Annotated in this window: 25 protein-coding genes and 1 riboswitch; of the genes, 1 reads left to right on the top strand and 24 read right to left on the bottom strand. The window is 39.8% G+C overall.

From position 1 onward, the window contains the following. The 19 genes from IRY55_RS01765 to IRY55_RS01675 all read right to left on the bottom strand — a co-directional run bounded on the left by IRY55_RS01765 (position 1) and on the right by IRY55_RS01675 (position 15,476). Entirely contained in the window at positions 1 to 696 is a 696-nt protein-coding gene (locus IRY55_RS01765; RefSeq protein WP_194561537.1) for a demethylmenaquinone methyltransferase, read from the bottom strand. Then, the gene (locus IRY55_RS01760) at positions 686 to 1,405 is read right to left on the bottom strand and encodes a heptaprenyl diphosphate synthase component 1 (RefSeq protein WP_194561536.1); all 720 of its coding nucleotides are present in this window, start codon (positions 1,403 to 1,405) and stop codon (positions 686 to 688) included. Before IRY55_RS01760 ends, IRY55_RS01765 begins: the two co-directional genes overlap by 11 nt. A 19-nt stretch (positions 1,406 to 1,424) precedes the next feature. Then, positions 1,425 to 1,649, bottom strand: coding sequence for a trp RNA-binding attenuation protein MtrB (mtrB, locus tag IRY55_RS01755; RefSeq protein ID WP_194561535.1), 225 nt, complete (start codon positions 1,647 to 1,649; stop codon positions 1,425 to 1,427). 69 nt (positions 1,650 to 1,718) lie between these two features. After that, positions 1,719 to 2,285, bottom strand: a complete 567-nt coding sequence (gene folE / locus IRY55_RS01750) for a GTP cyclohydrolase I FolE (protein WP_194561534.1) — start codon at positions 2,283 to 2,285, stop codon at positions 1,719 to 1,721. A 174-nt stretch (positions 2,286 to 2,459) separates the two neighbouring features. Then, the gene (locus IRY55_RS01745; protein ID WP_194561533.1) at positions 2,460 to 2,732 is read right to left on the bottom strand and encodes an HU family DNA-binding protein; all 273 of its coding nucleotides are present in this window, start codon (positions 2,730 to 2,732) and stop codon (positions 2,460 to 2,462) included. Between the two features lie 156 nt (positions 2,733 to 2,888). Further along, a complete protein-coding gene (locus IRY55_RS01740) occupies positions 2,889 to 3,635 on the bottom strand; it encodes an LptM family lipoprotein (protein WP_194561532.1) in 747 nt (248 codons plus the stop codon). Beyond that, positions 3,632 to 3,859 (bottom strand): DUF2768 domain-containing protein, encoded by a 228-nt coding sequence (locus IRY55_RS01735; RefSeq protein ID WP_194561531.1) that lies wholly within the window; start codon positions 3,857 to 3,859, stop codon positions 3,632 to 3,634. The genes IRY55_RS01740 and IRY55_RS01735 overlap by 4 nt, the downstream gene beginning before the upstream one ends. 14 nt (positions 3,860 to 3,873) lie before the next feature. Further along, on the bottom strand, positions 3,874 to 4,899 hold the full coding sequence (locus tag IRY55_RS01730; RefSeq protein WP_194561530.1) for an NAD(P)H-dependent glycerol-3-phosphate dehydrogenase: 1,026 nt from the start codon (positions 4,897 to 4,899) through the stop codon (positions 3,874 to 3,876). 20 nt (positions 4,900 to 4,919) lie between these two features. Next, positions 4,920 to 6,230, bottom strand: coding sequence for a ribosome biogenesis GTPase Der (der, locus tag IRY55_RS01725; protein WP_194561529.1), 1,311 nt, complete (start codon positions 6,228 to 6,230; stop codon positions 4,920 to 4,922). A gap of 132 nt (positions 6,231 to 6,362) precedes the next feature. Continuing rightward, complete coding sequence (rpsA, locus tag IRY55_RS01720) at positions 6,363 to 7,505, bottom strand: 30S ribosomal protein S1 (protein WP_194561528.1); 1,143 nt, start codon at positions 7,503 to 7,505, stop codon at positions 6,363 to 6,365. 70 nt (positions 7,506 to 7,575) lie between these two features. Next, positions 7,576 to 8,169: a lysophospholipid acyltransferase family protein gene (locus IRY55_RS01715; protein WP_194561527.1), complete on the bottom strand. Its 594-nt coding sequence runs from the start codon at positions 8,167 to 8,169 to the stop codon at positions 7,576 to 7,578. Further along, positions 8,166 to 8,843 (bottom strand): (d)CMP kinase, encoded by a 678-nt coding sequence (gene cmk, locus IRY55_RS01710; protein WP_194561526.1) that lies wholly within the window; start codon positions 8,841 to 8,843, stop codon positions 8,166 to 8,168. Before cmk ends, IRY55_RS01715 begins: the two co-directional genes overlap by 4 nt. A 74-nt stretch (positions 8,844 to 8,917) precedes the next feature. Next, complete coding sequence (locus tag IRY55_RS01705) at positions 8,918 to 9,577, bottom strand: flagellar brake protein (protein WP_194561525.1); 660 nt, start codon at positions 9,575 to 9,577, stop codon at positions 8,918 to 8,920. 122 nt (positions 9,578 to 9,699) lie between these two features. Beyond that, positions 9,700 to 10,362 (bottom strand): glutamic-type intramembrane protease PrsW, encoded by a 663-nt coding sequence (gene prsW / locus IRY55_RS01700; protein WP_194561524.1) that lies wholly within the window; start codon positions 10,360 to 10,362, stop codon positions 9,700 to 9,702. 62 nt (positions 10,363 to 10,424) lie between these two features. Then, positions 10,425 to 11,378 (bottom strand): YpdA family putative bacillithiol disulfide reductase, encoded by a 954-nt coding sequence (locus tag IRY55_RS01695; protein WP_328799599.1) that lies wholly within the window; start codon positions 11,376 to 11,378, stop codon positions 10,425 to 10,427. Next, entirely contained in the window at positions 11,375 to 12,151 is a 777-nt protein-coding gene (locus tag IRY55_RS01690) for a metallophosphoesterase (protein WP_194561523.1), read from the bottom strand. The genes IRY55_RS01695 and IRY55_RS01690 overlap by 4 nt, the downstream gene beginning before the upstream one ends. An 87-nt stretch (positions 12,152 to 12,238) precedes the next feature. Then, positions 12,239 to 12,973: a LysM peptidoglycan-binding domain-containing protein gene (locus IRY55_RS01685; RefSeq protein ID WP_194561522.1), complete on the bottom strand. Its 735-nt coding sequence runs from the start codon at positions 12,971 to 12,973 to the stop codon at positions 12,239 to 12,241. A 40-nt stretch (positions 12,974 to 13,013) separates the two neighbouring features. Beyond that, entirely contained in the window at positions 13,014 to 14,423 is a 1,410-nt protein-coding gene (locus IRY55_RS01680; protein WP_194561521.1) for a RecQ family ATP-dependent DNA helicase, read from the bottom strand. 12 nt (positions 14,424 to 14,435) lie between these two features. Next, the gene (locus tag IRY55_RS01675) at positions 14,436 to 15,476 is read right to left on the bottom strand and encodes a helix-turn-helix domain-containing protein (protein ID WP_194561520.1); all 1,041 of its coding nucleotides are present in this window, start codon (positions 15,474 to 15,476) and stop codon (positions 14,436 to 14,438) included. A 104-nt stretch (positions 15,477 to 15,580) separates the two neighbouring features. Here IRY55_RS01675 and IRY55_RS01670 point away from each other — a divergent pair, with 104 nt between their 5' ends. After that, entirely contained in the window at positions 15,581 to 15,829 is a 249-nt protein-coding gene (locus IRY55_RS01670) for a ferredoxin (RefSeq protein WP_194561519.1), read from the top strand. A 101-nt stretch (positions 15,830 to 15,930) separates the two neighbouring features. Here the strand turns inward: IRY55_RS01670 and IRY55_RS01665 are convergent, their stop codons facing one another. From IRY55_RS01665 to IRY55_RS01645, 5 genes are all read right to left on the bottom strand, one after another. Next, the gene (locus IRY55_RS01665; protein WP_194561518.1) at positions 15,931 to 16,515 is read right to left on the bottom strand and encodes an ECF transporter S component; all 585 of its coding nucleotides are present in this window, start codon (positions 16,513 to 16,515) and stop codon (positions 15,931 to 15,933) included. Positions 16,516 to 16,683: 168 nt separating this feature from the next. Next, positions 16,684 to 16,813: riboswitch (FMN riboswitch) on the bottom strand. Between the two features lie 73 nt (positions 16,814 to 16,886). Then, a complete protein-coding gene (locus tag IRY55_RS01660; protein WP_194561517.1) occupies positions 16,887 to 18,077 on the bottom strand; it encodes a hypothetical protein in 1,191 nt (396 codons plus the stop codon). Further along, positions 18,070 to 18,606, bottom strand: a complete 537-nt coding sequence (locus IRY55_RS01655; protein WP_194561516.1) for an RNA polymerase sigma factor SigX — start codon at positions 18,604 to 18,606, stop codon at positions 18,070 to 18,072. Before IRY55_RS01655 ends, IRY55_RS01660 begins: the two co-directional genes overlap by 8 nt. Before the next feature lie 51 nt (positions 18,607 to 18,657). Beyond that, positions 18,658 to 20,412, bottom strand: a complete 1,755-nt coding sequence (locus tag IRY55_RS01650; RefSeq protein ID WP_194561515.1) for an ATP-binding protein — start codon at positions 20,410 to 20,412, stop codon at positions 18,658 to 18,660. Beyond that, on the bottom strand, positions 20,405 to 21,124 hold the full coding sequence (locus tag IRY55_RS01645) for a response regulator transcription factor (protein ID WP_194561514.1): 720 nt from the start codon (positions 21,122 to 21,124) through the stop codon (positions 20,405 to 20,407). Before IRY55_RS01645 ends, IRY55_RS01650 begins: the two co-directional genes overlap by 8 nt. Positions 21,125 to 21,145 lie beyond the last annotated feature (21 nt).

The raw sequence follows: 21,145 nt of genomic DNA, 5'->3' as shown, positions 1-21,145 counted from the left end.
TCAATATTTGAAGCCGATATGTCCTGCTGCTGCTCCACCGCTATACCCTTTATACGCTACATCTTGAAAGCCTGCATTCACAAACATTTCAGCGAGCTGTTTACGCCCTGGGAAATCGTCTGCCGACTCTTGTAACCATGAGTATTCATCATAACTTTTTGCGAATACTTTTCCGAACAAAGGCATAATATTTTTAAAATAAAACTTGAACAACTGACGATAGACTGGAAGTTCAGGTTGTGATGTTTCTAAACATGCCGCCATACCGCCTGGTTTTAATACGCGATACATTTCACGTAACACTTGATCGTAGTCCGGCACGTTACGCAAACCGAAACCGATCGTTACATAATCAAATGAGGCATCTGGAAAAGGCAGTTCCATCGCATTTCCTTGAATGAGTCTAGCATTCGGAAAACGAGTGATTTTCGGACGCCCAGCGCTCAACATGTTCTCGCTAAAATCGAGACCGACCACTTCTCCTGTCGGTCCTGCTGCTTCTGCTAATGCAACGGTCCAATCCGCTGTTCCACAGCAAACATCCAATGCTTTTGCGCCTTCAAATACGCGCATTTTCGCCATCATATCGGTACGCCATTTTTTATGTAAATTGAAGCTGATGACCGAATTCATCTTATCGTAATCTTCGGATATACTTTCAAACACTTGGTGTACTTTCTCTTCTTTAGATAACAATGAATTCCCCTTCTTTCTGTTGTACTGTCACACGACCTAACCAAAAATCTTGCTCGCTTGCAGTCATCGATAAATGCTTTGCTTGATTTTCAAATTGTATTTCTAAGTTTTGTTGGAGCGTTCGCCGTTCTTTCTCTGACAGTTGTTGCAATCCCCATCTTTCGCTATTTTGTTGAAGTAAATATAGCGAGTAAGCGATACTTAGTAAAGGGATATATGCTGCTTGTTCACTGTCTTCATAGAGCGTCTCTAACAAGCGCACCTCAATCTCTTTGACATAATGCAACCAACGTTCCGGTGTTAATTGTTGCTCAAATCGATACGTTGTTCGCGCTTCATTCACAGCCATAATCGCTTGTGAAAATTGACCAATTCGTTTAAATTGGCGATGTTCCGCTAATATTTGATAATAAATTCCACTATAATGATCCCCAGCTAAGACCGTTAATTGATCTCGCTCCTCTACTGCATCTAATGTGACATTATCATGCACTTCGAAAGAACATTTCGCGGCGCCTACCGCCAATGCTGGAATCATAGCTTGCTCGTCAAGTTGTTCTTTTTGTAACTGAGGCCATAATGTTAAAAAGATGAATAGAGGCGATACGACAGGCGCACCGAGCTCCTCATTGATAGAACGTTCATAGACGAGGGATTGCAAACGTGTATGATACGTATTTATTTGTCGTTCAACCCAAGTTTTCTTCATCTTTCGTTCTCCATTTCTTTCACGACTCTTTTGGTTCACTTACCATCGTTCCATGAGCGGTGACAATTTCGGCATGTCCCCGAATTTTCATCGCAGAAGTGTGCTCAGTAAATTGTGCAATCATCACTTCACCACAATCTAGCTTTTCTGTATGATGGAATTTCGTATCATTGCCTCGCGTTAACCCGATGACGTTGACGCCATCTTCTTTTGCTTTAATGACGACGTAGTCTAATTGCGCCATTTCCTCCACACCTTTCATCAGTGTCTCACAATCAATCATAACATAATTTTTAACGCTTTCGCAAAGGCGTTACGAACGAATAAATGTCAAAATTTCATTGCGTTTTACAGCATCTGTTTCAAATACGCCACGCGCTACAGTCGTCACTGTTTTTGCTCCTGGTTTTTTAACACCGCGCATCGTCATACAAAGGTGTTCCGCTTCTACGACAACGTACACGCCTTGCGGATCTAGCATCTCTACCATCGCATCTGCTACTGTTGATGTGATACGCTCTTGCAATTGTGGACGCTTCGCTGTCGCTTCCACTGCTCGCGCTAATTTTGACAAACCAGCAACTTTTCCCCCTTTTGGGATATAAGCGATATGGGCATGCCCAAAAAAGGGAACGAGATGATGTTCGCACATTGAATAAAAGGGAATGTCTTTCACTAATACGACTTCCTCGTGTCCTTCATCAAAAACCGTCTCAAAATATTTTTTAGGGTCGTCTTGCAACCCGCTAAATACTTCTGCATACATTTTGGAAACGCGCTTCGGTGTATCGAGTAATCCTTCACGATTTGGATCTTCGCCGACCGCTTCTAAAATCATCGTTACCGCTTGCTCTATCTTTTTTAAATCTACATTCGTCATCGCTCGATGTTCCTCCTAAAAAATCAATATATTGTTTATGTCAACAAGTCTGTCTTTCAAGATAGTAGCATAAAGGACATATCCCGTACAGATAGTAGTTTCAAAATAAAAAAAGAGCGAGTATCGCGCCATTTTTTAAACAATGGCGCATCTCGCTCTTTTTTCGCTATGTTATTATTTAACCGCATCTTTAAGAGCTTTACCTGCTTTAAATGCTGGTACTTTGCTCGCTGGAATTTCGATTTCTTTACCAGTTTGCGGGTTGCGTCCCTTACGAGCAGCACGATCACGTACTTCGAAGTTACCGAAACCAATTAATTGTACTTTTTCACCTTCAGCAAGTGTCTCTTGAATCGTTCCGAATACAGCGTCTACTGCTTTCGCAGCGTCTTTTTTCGGAAGTTCAGTTTTTTGAGCGACTGCATTGATTAATTCTGTCTTGTTCACATCAGTCACCTCCTCTCAAAGGGGTTCATATAAAACCTGTAAACAAAGATTAACATAAGAGAAACCGCGGTGCAACAATATTTGTGCTCATTTCTAAAGTTTTTTCGGTTTTTAAATTAAATTTGAAAAAAGACCTCGAAAATGAGGTCCTTTTCATTAGTTTTCGGCTTTTTCTTCACTGGTACGTGGTGTGATTTCGTAATGCATAACAGGCTCTCCTGCTTCGTTTAATCGATACGGAAGAGAATAAGCAGGCAATACATTAGATGCTTCAGCTAATATATAACGAATATCTTCTTCTTTTTGAACATTCAGCTTCGTATTCGATAATTCATTCGCTAAGTCGATGGAATAATCGACATAAAACTGACCATTTCCTGCCACGACTAGCGGTAATTGAGATTGTGAATAAGGGCTTGGCACCGTCAAAGGTTTTTTAAAGCCCATCGCATCAAAATCAATTTTATAAACATTCGGTGCAATTTCATCACCAAATGGTACCTTACCGTTCACTTGTTTGCGTAAATTTAATTCTCGTATACGCTCTGCCGCTCGAATGTCGACAAGCTTTACACGTGGATTGTCTTCCGCATCATAAATGACATATTGGAAGACGCCTCCTTTTTCATAGGCGTTCATCGGAATTTTCTCTGTATATTGCGGAACGATATTCGAAAATTCAATCGGATATTTAATATAGATATCCGTATCGCTTTCACGTGTTTTAATCGGCAATAAACCACCTGTTTTTTCGCGGTATTGATCGACTGCTCGTTGCATGAGCTCAATTTGATCATCATAAGGCGTACGTAAACTTTCTGGACTTTCTTGAACACCCCCACCACAAGCTGCTAACATGACAAGCATGAAAGTTGCTAGAAACAATTGTAGTATGCGTTTCATAGTAGACCACCTACGATGACGCCCGCACTCGGCGTAGGTCCATTAAAGACGAGATAGACCATGATGAAAAACGATGTAATAAAGAGTACCCACGCAATTAAAGCCGTAAAAAATCGTAAAATTCCATTATCGATTTTATGACGACTCAATAAAATCAAGCCGATTGAAATCGCCATAAAACCGAGACCGTAAAAGGATAGCCACATTTTATCCAACGGACTCATATTTTCTCATCCTTTCAAAACATGTCATCAAAAATATCAGTTACTTCTTGTTTTTTCATCCGCCCCATTAAAGATTGGACTCCTTTATCTAAAGTGATTCCTTCAAATAAAATCGCATATAACACTTCAGTAATCGGCATCGAAACGTCATGGAGTTTAGAGAGTTGATACGTCGCTTTCGCTGTGCGTACCCCTTCGATGACCATGCCCATTTCACGCTCAATTTGGTCCAATGTTTGACCTTGCCCTAGCGCGTATCCTGTTTTCCAGTTGCGCGAATGGACACTCGTACATGTGACAATTAAGTCACCGAGTCCGGCAAGCCCTGAAAACGTTAAAGGGTTCGCTCCCATTTTCACTCCGAGTCTCGTCATTTCAGCGAGCCCTCGCGTGATAAGCGCCGCTTTCGCATTATCTCCTTGCTCCATTCCGTCTGTAATACCTGCTGCGAGTGCGATGACGTTTTTCAAAGAACCGCCAATTTCCACCCCTACAATATCATCATTCGTATACACACGAAACGCTTCATTCATAAAAAGGTCTTGCGCATATTGTGCCGCTTCTAATGAATGAGAGGCAACAGCTACTGTCGTCGGTTTTTTTTCAACGACTTCTTCTGCATGGCTCGGTCCAGATAAAGCGACAATCGATTCGATTAATTCTGGACGTAACACTTCTTCTATCACTTCTGAAACACGAAGCAACGAGTCAGGTTCAATCCCTTTCGATACGTGAATCCATTTTGTCGGTTTTGCCACTATTGTATTCAAATCTGCTAATATCGCGCGCATCGCTTTTGTCGGTACCGCTAAAACGATCGCATCCGCTCCGTCAACCGCTTCTTTCAAGTGAGACGTTGCACGTAAATTATGGGGGAGTTGCGCTTCTTTTAAATACCGAGCATTCGTATGTTGTTCATTTATTTCTGCTACTTGTTCTTCTCGACGTGCCCAAATGACCGTATCGTGATCATTGTTCGCCAAAACGAAGGCAATCGCCGTACCCCAACTACCCGCTCCGAGTACAGCTACTTTCGCCATAATATCCCTACTTTCTTTCATTATGAGCGTTCGCGTGTAATGATGCGGATCGGTGTTCCTTCAAATCCGAATGATTCACGCAAACGATTTTTCAAAAATCGAACGTAAGAGAAATGCATAATATTTGGGTCGTTCACAAAAACGACAAAAGTTGGTGGCTTCGTCGCCACTTGCGTCGTGTAATAAATGCGTAGACGCTTCCCTTTTTCCTGCGGTGCTGGATTGCGTGCGATGCTATCTTCAATGACCTCATTCAATACACTTGACTGAATACGCAGTGCATGATTGTCACTAATTAAGCGAATCATTTCAAATAAATCCGTCACGCGTCGACCTGTTTTCGCTGAAACATATAAAATAGGAGCGTAATCTAAAAACATGAAATGTTTACGAATTTCTTTCGTAAAATTATCCATCGTATTCGTTTCTTTTTCAATCGCATCCCACTTGTTCACAACGAACATGAGTCCTTTTCCTGCCTCTTCCGCATAACCTGCGATGCGCTTATCTTGCTCTCGAATGCCTTCTTCTGCATTGAGAACGATTAAGACAACATCGGAGCGTTCAATGGCACGCAAGGCACGAAGCACGCTATACTTTTCTGTTTTTTCATAGACTTTTCCTTTTTTACGCATTCCTGCTGTATCAATAATTTTGTACTTTTGACCTTCGTACTCATACGGGGTATCTGTCGCATCCGTTGTCGTGCCTGCTACATCACTGACAATCGCACGCTCTTCCCCGACGATTGCATTGACGAGCGATGACTTACCGACATTTGGTCTTCCAATTAAACAGAAGCGAATGACGTCATCTTCAATGATTTCCTCTTCCATATGAGGGAAGTGATTAGCTACCTCATCCAATAGATCTCCAAGTCCCAATCCATGTGAACCTGAAATCGGGAACGGATCACCGAATCCTAGCGAATAGAAATCATACATAAAATCACGTTGTTCGAAATTATCGATTTTATTTACTGCTAAGACGACAGGTTTTTTTGTTTTATATAACATTTTCGCTACATATTCATCCGCATCCGTCACTCCTTCACGACCATTCGTCATAAAGATGATAACATCCGCCTCATCAATCGCTACTTCCGCTTGTGCTTTAATTTGTTCTAAAATCGGTTCATCTCCGATATCAATTCCACCTGTATCAATCATATTGAAGTCATGATTGAGCCATTCAGCAGAGCTATAAATTCGGTCACGCGTTACGCCAGGCACGTCTTCTACGATAGAAATACGTTCACCGACAATGCGGTTGAAGATTGTGGACTTCCCGACGTTCGGGCGCCCTACAATCGCTACAGTTGGCTTATTCATTTCGTTCCTCCTCAAAAAACATTTCTATCACATTATACTTGAAGCGCGATGGCTTTTGCATCTTTTTCTCACAACATAAGAAAAAGATGGTGACACAAATGCGTCACCATCTTTCTATGTCGCTATAGCGAATTATTCAGAAAGCTTTTTTAATTGGTCACCGATGACATCACCGAATGAAAATCCAGTTGATTCCTCAGGTAATTCAACAGGTTCTTCCACTTGTTCTGCGGGTTTCTCTGTTAAATCTTTAATGCTTAATGATAAACGTTCATCCGCTTCGTTCACGTCCAATACTTTCACTTGAACTTCTTGACCTTCTTTTAACACTTCTTCTGGTGTGCCGATATGATCGTGTGAAATACGTGAAATGTGAACGAGTCCTTCAACGCCTGGTAAAACTTCAACGAACGCTCCGTATGAAACAATACGTTGTACTTTACCTTCTAATACGTCACCGACTTGTACTTTTTCACCGATGTTTTCCCACGGGCCTGCGAGCGTTTCTTTAATAGAGAGCGATATACGTTCTTGCTCTGGATCGACAGAAAGTACTTTCACATTCACTTTGTCGCCTTCTTTTACAACATCTTCTACTTTCTCAACATGTTCGTGAGCGAGTTGTGAAATGTGAACGAGTCCATCTACTCCACCGATGTCAACGAATGCACCAAATGATGCGAGGCGTTGTACTGTACCTTCCAATACTTGACCTGCTTCGAGTGTTTCAAGCAATTCGCCTTTTTTCGCTTCTTTTTCTTCTTCTACGACTGCGCGATGTGATAAGATGAGACGGTTTTTCTCTTCGTCCATTTCAACAATTTTAAATGTCATCGTGCGGCCTTTATAGTCTTCGAATGATTCGACAAAATAATCTTCTACGAGAGATGCTGGAATGAAACCACGAACGCCTAAATCGACGACGAGTCCACCTTTTACAACATCTTTCACTTCGGTTTCAATCGTTTCTTGTGACTCAAATTGCTGTTTTAATGTTTCCCATGCTTTCTCTGCATCAATCTGACGTTTTGAAAGGACATAGTTTTCGTCTTCTACTTTTGTAATTTTAAGTTCCAACTCGTCCCCTACAGAAACTGCGTCAGATGCTTGCTCGATATGCAAACTTGAAAGTTCACTAATCGGAATTACTCCATCGAACGGTGCACCAGTCACTTCAACAACGACAGATTTATCTTCAATTTTTGTTACGACACCGTTTACACGGTCGCCTTCTTTAAAATCTTGTACTTCGTTTAAGTTCATTTCTTCAGTCATATGTAGTCCTCCTCATAGTAACATTACCTCTATCTTAGGCGAATCAAACGAGAAAAACAAAAATTTACCCTTATTTTTCGATATTTTTATGTGTATCGATCAAATTTTGTATGCTTTGCATAATGATTTGGGTCACTTCTTCGGCTGATGCCTTACGTTCGCGTAGCTCTTTCATTGGAAGCGGTTGCCCATAAATGACCGTCAAACGTTTAAAAGGTTTATACGGACCAATGATTGCACAAGGAACGACATCACACTCCCCGCGCAAAGCTAAAAAACCAGCTCCTGCCATTCCTTCTCCCAATTCGCCTGTTGTACTTCTCGTTCCTTCTGGAAAAAGACCAACCACTTCACCAGACTTCAACAATTGAAGCGCTTTACGAATCGCTTGGCGATCACTCGCACCACGCTTAACGGGGAAAGCTTGTAACTTCGGCAGAAGCCCTTTTAAAATAGGCGCTTCGAAAAGTTCCTCTTTTGCCATAAAGTTCACTAAACGAGGACTCGTAATCCCTACTGTCGGGGGATCTAAATTATCAATATGGTTTGAACATAGTAAGACACCATTGTCTTTCGGCATATTTTCTTTCCCGATGACTCGAATGCGATAGAGCGGATAAAAAATAATGGATACGAGAGCTTTTCCTAAAGGGTATAAGTTCATTTTGTGATTCGCTCCTTCGCTAATTGTTCAATCTCGCGAGCCACCTCTTCAATCGTGCGTCCCGTCGTATCAATTAATAGTGCATCTTCTGCCTGCACTAGTGGAGAATGTTCACGTTCTGTATCTAACTGATCACGTTTACGAATTTCTTTTTTTAATTCATCAAGTGGCGTTTCAATCCCTCGACTTTTATTCTCAGCATAGCGACGTTCCGCACGTTCTTCTACAGATGCAGTCATAAAAATTTTTAATTGTGCAAACGGTAAAACGGCTGTCCCGATATCACGGCCATCCATGACAACAGCTCCCGCTTCACCAATCGTACGTTGCAATTCGACCATGCGTTCACGAACGGATTCATGTGTTGCAACTTGAGATACCGCATTTGTCACTTCCGACGTACGAATAACATCTGTCACTTCTTCTCCATCTACATAGACGAGCTGTCCTTTTGGAGATGGTTTCAATTCAATTGTGATCGATCGTAATAAATCAGCAAGAAGCGCTTCGTCTGTCACATCAATCTGTTGCTGTTGAGCTTTCCATGTTAAAGCACGGTACATCGCTCCTGTATCGATATAGGCATAGCCTAAAGATTCTGCTACAATTTTAGCAATCGTGCTTTTACCGGCTGCTGCAGGACCATCTATTGCTATACTAATTCGTTCTGTCATGTGTCATTGTCCTCCATTTTTTAAATAAAAAATAATCGTTTTTAGTGTAGCATAAACGATTATCTTTTATCGACTTATAATATTCCAAGACGTTCGTTTCGTTGCTCTAATTGACGCTCGAAACAAAAGCGTACGATGTGTTGTCTCAAACGTTCATCGATGTCGACAAAGCGGAATGAAGCGAGGTTGCGCCCATTATCTTCCCAAATACGGACAATTTCAGCTTTGACAGTGCCGTATTCGATCCCCGCTTTTAAGAATGGCAAAACGAGTGTCAACTGCACGATATCCTTCACTTGTAAATAGTCGAGATTTCGAATATTTAAAGCGACTCCTCCTGCGCTAATGTCAGAAGTAATCAATTGGGCTTTTTCCCCTTTTTCTGTTTCTAGGGTGACATCGACACTCGTTTCTACTCGAACGAACTCACGTCTCTGAATTTTGATTAACTGATCGTCTCCTGGGTAAGTGATTTTCATCATAGGCACTTGACCTTTGACACGCCCCATTACTTTTGAACGAAATGCATAAGAAATTTTTTGTTCATCTACAAATGTCACGTACAACTCGGTCCCGTCCAAAAAGAATGAGGTACGATTCGTTACATTATTAATTGGATAATCAATATAAATTTCGGTTTCTGATCCGTAATCTACAACTCTACTCCTAAATGTTTCTTTTTCTTCCGTATAATCTTCCTCGATTTGAAGATTCGTCCCTATCGAAAGTCTCATTCTATCTTCGCCTCACTAACTCATTTATTTTCTTTTGTATATTATGTCACGAACCAAGTATGATTTCCAACTTTTTTGAGCTGAAATACTCATCTTCCAATAAAAATATAATCATACGTTTTTCAATTTTTCTTATACTGCAATTTGACAAGTAAATGAGCATGCTTCACTTTAGTAAGTCCAAACCACCATAAAAAAAGCATAAAAGGAATGATGAAATATACCCAAAGTCGGTCCAGTGCTAAAATGGAGTTATATGCGATATGTAATGTGAGTGGCGCGATGAAAGCTAAGAGTAAATAACCGTTTTTCTTCTGCTCTGAAAATTTTGCTTTTCCAAAGTAATAGCCCATTACGACCCCGAATAATGCATGGCTCGAAACGGGTAAAAAAGCTCGCATCATCGCAGTGTCCAACCCGAAGGTAAACAAATATAAAATGTTTTCAACCGTTGCGAATCCTAGCGAAATGCTCGCACCGTATAAAATTCCATCATATGCATCATCAAAATCATAATGATTGTAGATGGCAATTAATAAAATAAACCATTTAAAAAACTCTTCCAACAAACTCGTAAAGCCAACTTGTTGTAAGTAAATGGAGTGGAATAGTTGTTCTTCTTCAAAAACATGTTGAATAAATAAAATCGGGAATGTCATCACCGCTCCGTAAACAAATGTTTGAAATAAGGTGACGGACGGTTCTTCTGCAATTTCTCGTCGCAAATAGAAATAACTAAATAAAGCTAAGCTTGGAGCGATTGCAACAGTAAGCAATGTTAGCATGAGGGTGACCTCCTCCAATAATTAAATTATACCATGTTCTGTAGAGGAGGTCGCCTGTATTCTTATTTTTTTAAAGTGTTCGCAATTTGACAGCCGTGAAACTTCCCATTTTCAATAAAAATGGAGTTGGCGTCATTTCCTGCTGCAATGACACCCGCAATAAAGAGTCCTGGGACATTTGTTTCCATCGTCTCTTCATCAAATGTCGGGCAACCTGTAGCATCATCAATTTCAATACCAAGCTTGCGCATAAAATCGAAATCTGGATGATAGCCAATCATCGCAAATATTGCGTCTGCCTTCACAGAGAAACGTTCACCTTTTTTATCAATCAAGACTTCATTTTCTGTAATTTCAACAACTTCTGATTCGAAATGCATTTGTACTACTTCATGACGCACTAAGCTTTCAAAGCTCGGAAGTACCCAAGGCTTTACACTCGGTGAATAATCTGCACCTCGGTAGACAGCCGTCACGTTCGCTCCTGCTTGTGCTAGTTCAATTCCTGCATCGATGGCGGAGTTTTTTCCTCCAATAATAACGACATCTAAACCGTAATACGGATGAGCTTCTTTAAAGTAATGATGCACATGAGGCAAATCAGCTCCTGGTACATCCAATGTATTCGGATTATCATAATATCCTGTCGCTACAATGACATAAGTCGATTTATACTCTCCCTTTGTTGTGATGACGCAAAAGCCTTCTTCATTCTTTTCAACATCGAGCACTTCTTCAAATGTTTTGATATTTAAGTTTTTCAATTGAGCAACTGTTCGATAATAAACGAGAGCATCTAGGCGCTTCGGACGCTCTTTCGCCGTAATGAAAGGCACATCACCAATCGATAGTTTTAAACTCGAACTGAAAAATGTTTGATGGGTTGGATAATTATAAATGGAATTGACAACATTTCCTTTTTCTATAATCATCGTCGTTAATCCTTTATTTTCACACTCAATAGCAGCACTCATACCGCATGGGCCACCACCGATAATAATTACATCTACTATCACTGTAAATCCTCCTCAATCATTCGTTCAATTTTAATGATATGGGTCTCAGCAGGTGCACCGAGTCTCAGTGGAATTTTCGTTGTTCCATACCCATTGCTTACTAGTGTAGCATGACCTTCTCGCACTTGAAAACTTCCTCGCTCGTGCAGTCCAAGCGGGCCAAAACGAATTTGTCCACCATGTGTATGTCCTGCCAATTTTAAACGAATTTTTGCTAATTCATCTGCTTTTTTAAAGAATACCGGGGAATGAGAAACGAAGATTACTTCCTTCGCTTCACTGCATCCCGCTAATGTTTGATAAATATCTGCGCGTCGTGTTGAAGGATCATCCGTTCCACAAATCATCCAATCTGAATGCTGAGTTAAACAGACGCTATTGTTACGTAATACGTGAACGTCTTGTTCTTTTAAGATTCTTTCCAATCTCTCTTCACCAATCTCACGATCATTATTCCCATATACGTAAAATATAGGAGCTATTTTTCTTAATTGTTGTAAATTATGCATAATCCGCTCTTCTGGGACATGTCGCTCTGCTAAATCTCCACCGATGATTACATAGTCAATTTCTTCTTTCATCATCTCTTCCACCCATTTTTTAGGAAGCGTGCGGAAATGAATATCTGAAATGAAAAACAATGTGAGGTCTTGCGAAGAATTGGACGAATGGACGGTATGCCTTAACACTTGACATAATGTTGCTTCATAGCGCATCCGCCCAAAAAGAATTACACTTACCACTAAAATAATACCAATATAAAACAATAGCAATTTTCCTCACATCCTTATGTCATGTATATTTTAAAATAAAAATAGAAGCGAGAAATTTTCCCTCTCGCTTCTGCTTCTATTTCCGTTTTAAGGAATAATGAGTTTTTGCCCTTGATGAATATTATTATCTCTTAAACCGTTAGCACTTTTAATTTTTTCCACACCATCTGGAGAACCATAGTAATTCATAGAAATACGGAACAATGTTTCTCCTCCCTGAACGATATGTGTCTTTCCACTTGTCGCTGGCTTTTCAGGCTGAGGTTTTGGTTCTGGTTTCGGTTGTGGTTTCGGCTCTGGCTTTGGTTGTGGTTTCGGCTCTGGTTTTGGCTGTGGTTTCGGTTCTGGCTTTGGCTCTGGTTTCGGTTCTGGTTTTGGCTCTGGTTTTGGCTCTGGTTTCGGTTCTGGCTTTGGCTCTTTATCCTTCACATCTGTCTGCTCTACCTTTTCAGAATCTTTTTTGTTTTCTGGTGGTGTCACAGGTGTCGGACTCGGATTAACATCTACCTTAGCTGGATCTTTTTTTTCCGCTACGACGAGGTCTTTTCCTTTTTGTTCATCTTCTTTCGCTACTTGTACATTGGCTGGATCTTCTTTTCCACTTGTGTAAAAGTCAATTGCGATGTATGTGATGATTCCTAATGGAATTAACGTAAAGAGCACTAAGAAGATATTAATAATTGTGTTACTTGCTGAACCTTTTTTCTTTTTGCCTCGACGATGTACGGCAGAACGTGATGGTAAATCATCTACTCGTTCATCTTCCATCTCAATCTCTTGACGATTTTCTTCAAAATCGCCTTTCAAATCTTTTTTACTCATATTTGACTCTCCTATCAAACATCTTTTTCTCTATTGCTGATTACTGGAACATTTGCTGTAAACGCTCTTCCCAACTACTATTACTCACCTTAACAGCTGTATCTTCAAAATGCTCTTCGATTTCATGACAATTCGAACAACAACGCTCTTGCGAAACACCTTCGCTATGAAAATAGGTGAGTAAAGCATTTCGATAACAAACCTCACTCGTTAACCAGTGAAAAATCAATTCAAGCTGTCTCTTTTTATTATCGGCATTTTTGCGGATGAGTTGAGCCCTTTCTTCTTTAGAATAATGCGTTTCATAAAACTTTATAATTTCTAAAAAAGATGGTTCAATTCGTAACAACTTCATGACTTCTTCTTCTGACTTACAAGCAGACCGATATCTGTTATACTCCTCAAATAGCTCATTTGTCAACAAATAATTGTTCGAAAATAGTTGTGCCTCTTCTAAGTCCGCTTCTTTGTATAATAAAAGACAACGTGCATTTTGTCCATCACGACCTGCGCGACCGACTTCTTGAACATACTGCTCGAACGATAAAGGGATCGATTCATGAATGACGTGGCGAATATCCGGCTTATCGATTCCCATACCGAATGCACTCGTTGCAAAAATCCAATCGAGCTCTCCGCGCAAAAATTGTTGTTGAATGAGTGAGCGATCTTGCCTGTCCATACCACCATGATAGCTCGCTGCTGCTATTCCTCGCTGAATAAAATACTCGGCATACGCCTCAGCCTTTTTTCGAGTTCGAACGTAGACAATTCCGTCACCTGATACTTGTTCTACATATTGTGTCAATATTTCAAATGGCGACGTAACTTTACGTATATCATAATATAAATTGGGACGGTTCATTTCTCCTCGAAATATTTTAGGTTCTTTCATTTTCAACCAATACCGAAGTTCCTCAACTGTTTCATGATGTGCGGTTGCCGTTAAAGCTAATATCGGTGGACGTTTTAATAATTGTTGAATCCATTGTCCTACTTGTAAATATTCAGGACGAAAATCATAGCCCCATTGAGAAATACAATGCGCTTCATCCAGTGTAATCGCATTGTACGTTAAAGACTGTAATGCTGTCGCAAATTCACTTTTCATCAATATTTCAGGCGAACAAAAAATGTAACGATATTGAGAGAGCTGCGACTTTACTAATTGGCGTTCCGCTTGTGTCAATTGTGATGTTAAAGCAACGACGCGTTTTTCGCCACGTTGTTTAATGCGACGCACTTGATCTTCCATTAAGGAAATAAGCGGTGAAATGATTAACACCCGCCCCGATAGAAGATAGGGTAAAATTTCATAACAGAGACTTTTTCCCATACTCGTCGGAAACAATCCGATAACATCTTCACCACGCGCAATCGAGGCAATCACTTCTTTCTGTCCAGGACGAAAAGAGGAATAGTGAAAATATTGTTGCAATACTTTTTCCATAAAACTCCCCTCTTACAAAGATGTTAAAATGAGACGAATTTGAAAATAACTTAACATATCATACTGCTCTTTTAATTGCTTCAAAGAACGACTACCTTGCTCGACTAATTGCTTTCGGACTTGCTGCAATAAAGTAGAATCGATAAATTGCTCATACGGAAAGTTATCTATCGTATAAGCAATTTCAATGAAATGATCTTGAATCGTGCTTATTTTCAGACGTCGCTTTTCAGCAATTTGTTGTAACGTATAGTGCTGTTGAAATAGTTCATATGTCCGCTCTGCTGTTTTTGTCAGAAAAACAGTACGGGACTTCTTTTGAAAGCCTTGTGTGAAAGAATGTAATATTGGATAATGTGTAGGTTGCTGAAATAATTTATCAAGCAACCGATGCATTCCCTCTACCCCTATTAGACGCACATCAAACGCGTTTAGTTTCAATCTTTCTGCAAGTTGTTCATAAGTTTTACCCGTAAATTGCCGATTCGTCAAACGCTCTACAAATATAATTGGAAAATATGCATTCTTCTGCTCTTCTGCTTTTAATAGGTCGGTTAATTCCTGCTGGAGGTGAGATACTATTTTTTCATCATACAATGAATGTTGTCGATGCCAAGTACTTATAAATTGTTGCACAGCTAAATCTGGAACGATAGGATCAAATTGCTTGATTTGCTCATGACGATAACTCAATGTTTGAATCGCTAAGCTGAGACGCGCAAAATATACTTGCTCAAAACGCTCATATTGCCACCCATTCCAGTCGCGCTTCTCTATTGACATAAATGTCGTTGGATTTACATTAACCTTTACCCAGCCTTCCTCGTCCTCTATAAGCCATCCTTTCATTAGCAATTGTTGAATCCACTCATCATAATGTGCTAATTCTTTTTTAGAAAACAAATAAAAAAAGCGATGCAGTCCGTAGAAGTTTACGTCTTGTATCGTCTGTCCACTCTTTTTGCCCGTCAATATATAATATGGTGCATTTCTTTTACGCAAACCGTTCATCTTGTAAAAAAGAAATAAAATCAGTTGTTCAATTTGTAACATTTAATTGACATCTCCTTAAGTTTTTAAGTTGAAAAACTTGAAGAACAGCTTTAGAATGATATTGAAACTAATTTGAAACGTTCTAGAAAAGAGGAGAATTATACATGTCTAAATTTACAATCGTTGATCAGGATACTTGTATCGCATGTGGTGCATGTGGCGCAGCTGCTCCTGACATTTATGATTATGACGATGAAGGGATTGCCTTCGTTATTTTAGATGATAACACGGGAACTGAAGAAGTACCAGAAGAACTCATGGAGGATCTCGAAGACGCTTTTGATGGCTGTCCGACAGACTCAATTAAAATTGCAGATGAGTCGTTCGAAGGCGACCCATTAAAATACGAATAATTTCGTTACAACCTTTTCAATATGAGAAGGTTGTTTTTAGTTTTTGCATAAAAGCGACATAAAAAGCACAGCGCTTATGAAAGACGCCGTGCTTTAACTTATTATTTTATTTGTAGTTGACGCTGTTGTTTTGTAATCCACGGCTTCATTTTATTAAAGACGAGCACCATAACGAGCGTTAACGCGATTCCTTTAATTAAGTTAAATGGCAACACACCTGCCACGAGATACATGTATAAATCTTGTCCTACGAATGCATCCATTCCTAAAAACTTCGTATACATTGGTAAAAATACAAAATAGTTTAAAACTGTCATACCAAATGCCATCGTTACTGTCCCTGCAATCAATCCCGCTGTTAATCCTTTTGATGTTGATACTTTACGATATACTAAGTAAATCGGAATCAAAAATAAAACACCTGTCGTAAAGTTCGCAATTTCTCCTACTGGTACACCTGTAATACTTCCAGAAAGCATTAAGTAAAAGACATTTTTGAAAAACTCAACACCAATCGCTGCTACTGGACCTAGCGTTAACAATGCAAGTACTGCTGGAATTTCAGCGAAATCAATTTTTAAAAACGGTGGTAAAAATGGTAATGGGAAGTTTAACTTCATAAGTAAAGTCGCAACTCCACTCAACATACCGATGATGATCAATCGTTGTAATTTTGTGTTTCTCATAGCGATATTCTCCTCTGTGCGATTCTCTTCACATAAAGGAAAGGTCTTTTTCGTTCGCCAAATAAAAATCCCTTAAAGTCGTTATCACTTTAAGGGAGAATAGTCGATTTGTCGTACAGAAAATAAACGTTATGTGCACAAAATTCCGTACACGAAAAAACGTTCGACCTTCACCTTCTCCCATCCAGACTTTACTGTCGGCTGTGGATTTACACCACATCAGCTTTCGCTCGCGGGCTCTAAAACGAATGAGTTTTTTACCGCCGGTCGGGAATTACACCCTGCCCCGAAGATGAATCATATATTTTATTATGAATTTATTGTACAACAAGATAATTTTTTTGTAAAGCTTCTCGACCTAAATTTTCAGTCTATTCTGCAATATCGTTAAAGCGAATCGGATTTGCGCTTACTGCTTTCGGCAACGGACGGCGGAAATCGAACTTTTGCCAAGTACCTTGCTTAATGTTCGACAATTGTAACTCCATTCCAAAATTGTTCACCGTTAAGTTCAACCCTTCAATTAAACGATACGCTTCATCGAGCGTGTAGTCGTTCAAATCTAACTCTTCATCAAATAATACTGTGACGCGCGATTGGTCCATTTCTAAAGTGAATGTCACTCCTTCAGGAATAACGGTATCGTAAAAGTCGTTCGGCTTTTCACGCATCGCATCTAGCGCTTGTTCCACCGTGCTATATTTTGCTCCGAAAGAAGGGGCAACATAATAGTGATCATGATAAGAATATGTGTAATAAGCGTAGCGATTTAATTCACTATTTAAAGCAAATGGTTCAGTTATGACTCCCGCTTGAGCAAATTCTACTGGTTTCCCTTCATTATTAAGCATAATCAATTCTTTATATCCATAAAATGTTTGTTCCAATGTCGTGCTGAAAATCTCACTCATCGCACTTGAGCCACTGTAAGATTCAATGTCATTAATACGCATCGTTAAGATGTCTTGTTGCTCTTCAAACGTTGCATCATACGGATGGTACGAAGTGAAATGGTAAGATTCTTCATCAATCGACTCCACATATTGTTCATACAGCTGTAAAGAAGTCGGTGTCGTCGTTTTTAAATCTGAAGAAACGCGGGGTTTCGGAATTAAAATAGATACGGGTACACTTAAAGCATCTTCACTCACTAAACCGAGACGAAATGGAACAAATTGCTTTAAGTCCGCTTCATAAAGTGCATACTTCCCAATGAGCGCTCGGTCCATCGTGAACTTATTCGCTTCATCGGATGATTCCTCTTGCAATTTCAATTTCGTTTCTGACATATAGCTTTCCGCTTCACTTTCTGATTTTTGATCCGCTTGTTCTTTCCCCGTCATATTCGCAATAATGGATGGTGATAAAATTGCCAATATGACTGCTGCTGCAAGCGCAATCCAAAGTGGTAATTTGCTTTTCGGTTTCTTTGGTGGTTGTCCTCTCATACGTTCATCCCCTTGTAAGCTTCTCAACAAATCCTCTTTCGAACGATTGTCTTTCACAGTAGGCATCGACTGTAGTAATTGTTCTAAATCTTTTTCTTCATAATGTTTACTCATCGCTCTCACCTCTTTCATTCGAAGGAGCATTCATCAACTGCTTTAGTTTTTGTAAAGCGCGATGTTGAGTTGTCTTCACTTTTGATTCGGTCCATTCGAGAATCGTGGCGGTCTCTTTAATGGACAATTGTTGCAAGTAACGCAGTGTAATCACTAATTTTTGATCTCCCGTACAGCGGTTTAAACAACGATAAAGTTCACTTTTTTCTTCATTATATGCTACCCATTGTTCAGGTAACCGATCGTCTGCAGGCAATGTTTCTGTTTCCCAATCAAAATGGACGTCATTATATTTTGCGCGAACTGCTTTCTTTCTGAAATGATCGATTGCGACATTTTTTGCGATCGCAAATAACCATGTTTTTTCGGAACTTTGACCACGGAAATGTTTATATGAACGCATAACACGAATATATACTTCATGCGATAAATCTTCTGCGTCCGTCCGATTGCCGACTAAATAAATTAAAAAATGAAATAAATCGTCATGGTATTCATCATATAAGCGGTGGAAAACGGAGTCATCCATTTTCATCCCTCCGTTCATTCAATTAGTCGTTTACGCGACAAAAACGTTACATTATTTTTTCGGTAAGACGAAAGTGAATATCGTCCCTCTTTCTTTTCCACGTTTCACATAAAGCAAGCCTTCATGAGAATCAACGATATTTTTAGCGATTGCTAAACCGAGACCTGTACCGCCTTTTCCACGTGTCCTTGCCTTGTCTGCTTTGTAAAAGCGTTCAAAAACAAATGGGATATCTTCTTCTGGTATGCCGATTCCAGTATCAATCACACTCATCTCTACCGCATCCTCAAAGCTTTGAATTGTCAGTTTAACAGAACCATTTTCTGGCGTGTGACGGATTGCATTGTCAATTAAATTCGTCAACACTTGTTCGATTCGGTCTTCATCCGCCTCAATCATAATTTCAGATTTTGTTGATTCTAATGTCAAATCAACTTGTTGGTCCTTTGCGCGTTGCAAAAATTTATTGATTATCCGATTTGAAAACTTAACGACATCGAACGGCTCTTTATAAAGACGCATATGCCCTGATTCCATGCGTGCTAAATCAAGTAAATCATTAACGAGACGGTTCATCCGCTTCGATTCATCGTGAATAATTTGAACCATTTCGTAACGCTCTTCGTCGTTTTGAGTGACCCCGTCAAGTATTGCTTCACTATAACCTTGCAACATCGAAATCGGCGTGCGTAATTCGTGTGAAACGTTGGCGATAAAATCTGAACGCAACTTATCTAATTGATGTTGTTCCGTCATGTCACGCATGACCGCAACCGCACCCCGAATGCTATTTTCACTGTAGAGAGGACTGATGGAAATCGCATAAAATTGACGACCAATTTCTAACTCATCTTCCACTTCTTCTGCGAACGTAATGACATGATCTAACATATGAACGATTTGCGGTGGTAAAGCTCCCTCAGACACTTCATCTGTAAATTGCCACTTTTGCAATAACTTTTCGGCTGGTGGATTCGTCACGACAATTTCGAATTCATGATTGAAGGTTAATACCGCATCTGTCATCGATGTTAACACGCTTGATAATTGCTCTTTCTCTTGTTTAATTAACTCGACATAATCTTTTAATTGCACACCCATTTTATTAAAGGCTTGTGCTAGTTCTCCAATTTCGTCATTTTGCACATGTGGAATGGTCGTTTCAAAGTTTCCTTTTGATAATTCGAGTGCAGCATGCTTCATATTGCGAAGAGGTCCTGTTATACGAGACGATAAGAAAAAGGCAAAAAATGTCGTTAATAATAAAGCTAAAAAGGCAGATAACAAAACGATATGGGTTGTGCTTTTCGTCGTGCGATGAATGGCATCTAAGCTTTGGTACATGACGATTGTTTCAACAGCACCATCATTCTCTGGAAAAGGTGTAGAAAGTACGAGGTATTGTTCCATCACTTGTTCATCGTGTGTAGAAGGTAAAATGACTTCTTGCACTTTTTCGCGACGCCCTCCGTCTTCCAGTGCTAGTAATTGTTTTTGTATTTCTTTTTCATTAGAACCATTGTGAAACGTATGTAGTATTTTCCCGTCTTTCGAAATAATTAACGCATTTGTATCAACATCGATAATATCATCGATAATTTGGGCGAGAATTGGGACGGAATGATAATCGTTCACAATTTTTGATATCGTTACAGCTTCTCGACGCAACGACTCTTCCGCTTGTTTTGTATGAAAATTATCTAAAAACTCGAGTAAAAGGACCGTAACGATAAAAAGGACAAACGAAACGAGAAGCAATATGGTTGCCCATAGCTTCCCGACGACTGAATTCCATATTCTATTCATTCGGAACCTCGAATTTATAACCGACACCCCATACAGTAACGATCATTTTCGAAGCTTGTTCCGATACGCGACTTAACTTTTCACGCAGACGTTTCACGTGCGTATCTACTGTACGTAAGTCACCGAAAAATTCATAATGCCATACTTCTTTCAACAACTGCTCACGGTCGAATACTTTGTCCGGTGATTTTGCTAAAAAGTATAATAACTCATACTCTTTCGGCGTCAAATTCACTTCTTGCCCTTCCGCTGTCACGCGGTGTGCATCGTGGTCAATCGTCAATTGTGGAAAGACGACGAGATCTTTCGACGATGAGTTTGTTTGTGCATTTGGAAATGCCGCTGAACGGCGAAGCAATGCTTTCACACGTAAAACGACTTCCCGTGGACTGAACGGCTTCACGATGTAATCGTCCGCTCCTGTTTCGAATCCTGTTACACGATCCGACTCTTCACCTTTCGCTGTTAATAAAATAACAGGTGTCATCTTTTTCTTTTCGCGTAAAATTTCGAGCACTTCAAGCCCGTCCATCTCTGGCAACATTAGATCTAGTAAAATACAATCATATTCATTTTCAAGCGCTTTATCTAATGCTTCTTGACCATCAACCGCTTCATCGATTTCGTATCCTTCGCGTGATAAATACATATTTAATAGACGACGAATGCGATCTTCATCATCCACAACTAATAATTTCACTGTCTCTTCCAATGTACAGTCTCCTTTCAAACT

Origin of the sequence: Savagea serpentis (assembly GCF_015351395.1) — a bacterium.
GTDB lineage: Bacteria > Bacillota > Bacilli > Bacillales_A > Planococcaceae > Savagea > Savagea serpentis.
This window is presented reverse-complemented; position numbering and strand designations above follow the sequence as displayed.

Coding starts and splice junctions, on each gene's coding strand:
- IRY55_RS01760 (WP_194561536.1), bottom strand. CDS start 1,405: ATGAAGAAAACTTGGGTTGAACGACAAATAAATACGTATCATACACGT.
- mtrB (WP_194561535.1), bottom strand. CDS start 1,649: ATGGCGCAATTAGACTACGTCGTCATTAAAGCAAAAGAAGATGGCGTC.
- folE (WP_194561534.1), bottom strand. CDS start 2,285: ATGACGAATGTAGATTTAAAAAAGATAGAGCAAGCGGTAACGATGATT.
- IRY55_RS01740 (WP_194561532.1), bottom strand. CDS start 3,635: ATGAAACGCATACTACAATTGTTTCTAGCAACTTTCATGCTTGTCATG.
- IRY55_RS01735 (WP_194561531.1), bottom strand. CDS start 3,859: ATGAGTCCGTTGGATAAAATGTGGCTATCCTTTTACGGTCTCGGTTTT.
- IRY55_RS01730 (WP_194561530.1), bottom strand. CDS start 4,899: ATGGCGAAAGTAGCTGTACTCGGAGCGGGTAGTTGGGGTACGGCGATT.
- der (WP_194561529.1), bottom strand. CDS start 6,230: ATGAATAAGCCAACTGTAGCGATTGTAGGGCGCCCGAACGTCGGGAAG.
- rpsA (WP_194561528.1), bottom strand. CDS start 7,505: ATGACTGAAGAAATGAACTTAAACGAAGTACAAGATTTTAAAGAAGGC.
- IRY55_RS01715 (WP_194561527.1), bottom strand. CDS start 8,169: ATGAACTTATACCCTTTAGGAAAAGCTCTCGTATCCATTATTTTTTAT.
- cmk (WP_194561526.1), bottom strand. CDS start 8,843: ATGACAGAACGAATTAGTATAGCAATAGATGGTCCTGCAGCAGCCGGT.
- IRY55_RS01705 (WP_194561525.1), bottom strand. CDS start 9,577: ATGAGACTTTCGATAGGGACGAATCTTCAAATCGAGGAAGATTATACG.
- prsW (WP_194561524.1), bottom strand. CDS start 10,362: ATGCTAACATTGCTTACTGTTGCAATCGCTCCAAGCTTAGCTTTATTT.
- IRY55_RS01685 (WP_194561522.1), bottom strand. CDS start 12,973: ATGAGTAAAAAAGATTTGAAAGGCGATTTTGAAGAAAATCGTCAAGAG.
- IRY55_RS01680 (WP_194561521.1), bottom strand. CDS start 14,423: ATGGAAAAAGTATTGCAACAATATTTTCACTATTCCTCTTTTCGTCCT.
- IRY55_RS01675 (WP_194561520.1), bottom strand. CDS start 15,476: ATGTTACAAATTGAACAACTGATTTTATTTCTTTTTTACAAGATGAAC.
- IRY55_RS01670 (WP_194561519.1), top strand. CDS start 15,581: ATGTCTAAATTTACAATCGTTGATCAGGATACTTGTATCGCATGTGGT.
- IRY55_RS01665 (WP_194561518.1), bottom strand. CDS start 16,515: ATGAGAAACACAAAATTACAACGATTGATCATCATCGGTATGTTGAGT.
- IRY55_RS01660 (WP_194561517.1), bottom strand. CDS start 18,077: ATGAGTAAACATTATGAAGAAAAAGATTTAGAACAATTACTACAGTCG.
- IRY55_RS01655 (WP_194561516.1), bottom strand. CDS start 18,606: ATGGATGACTCCGTTTTCCACCGCTTATATGATGAATACCATGACGAT.
- IRY55_RS01650 (WP_194561515.1), bottom strand. CDS start 20,412: ATGAATAGAATATGGAATTCAGTCGTCGGGAAGCTATGGGCAACCATA.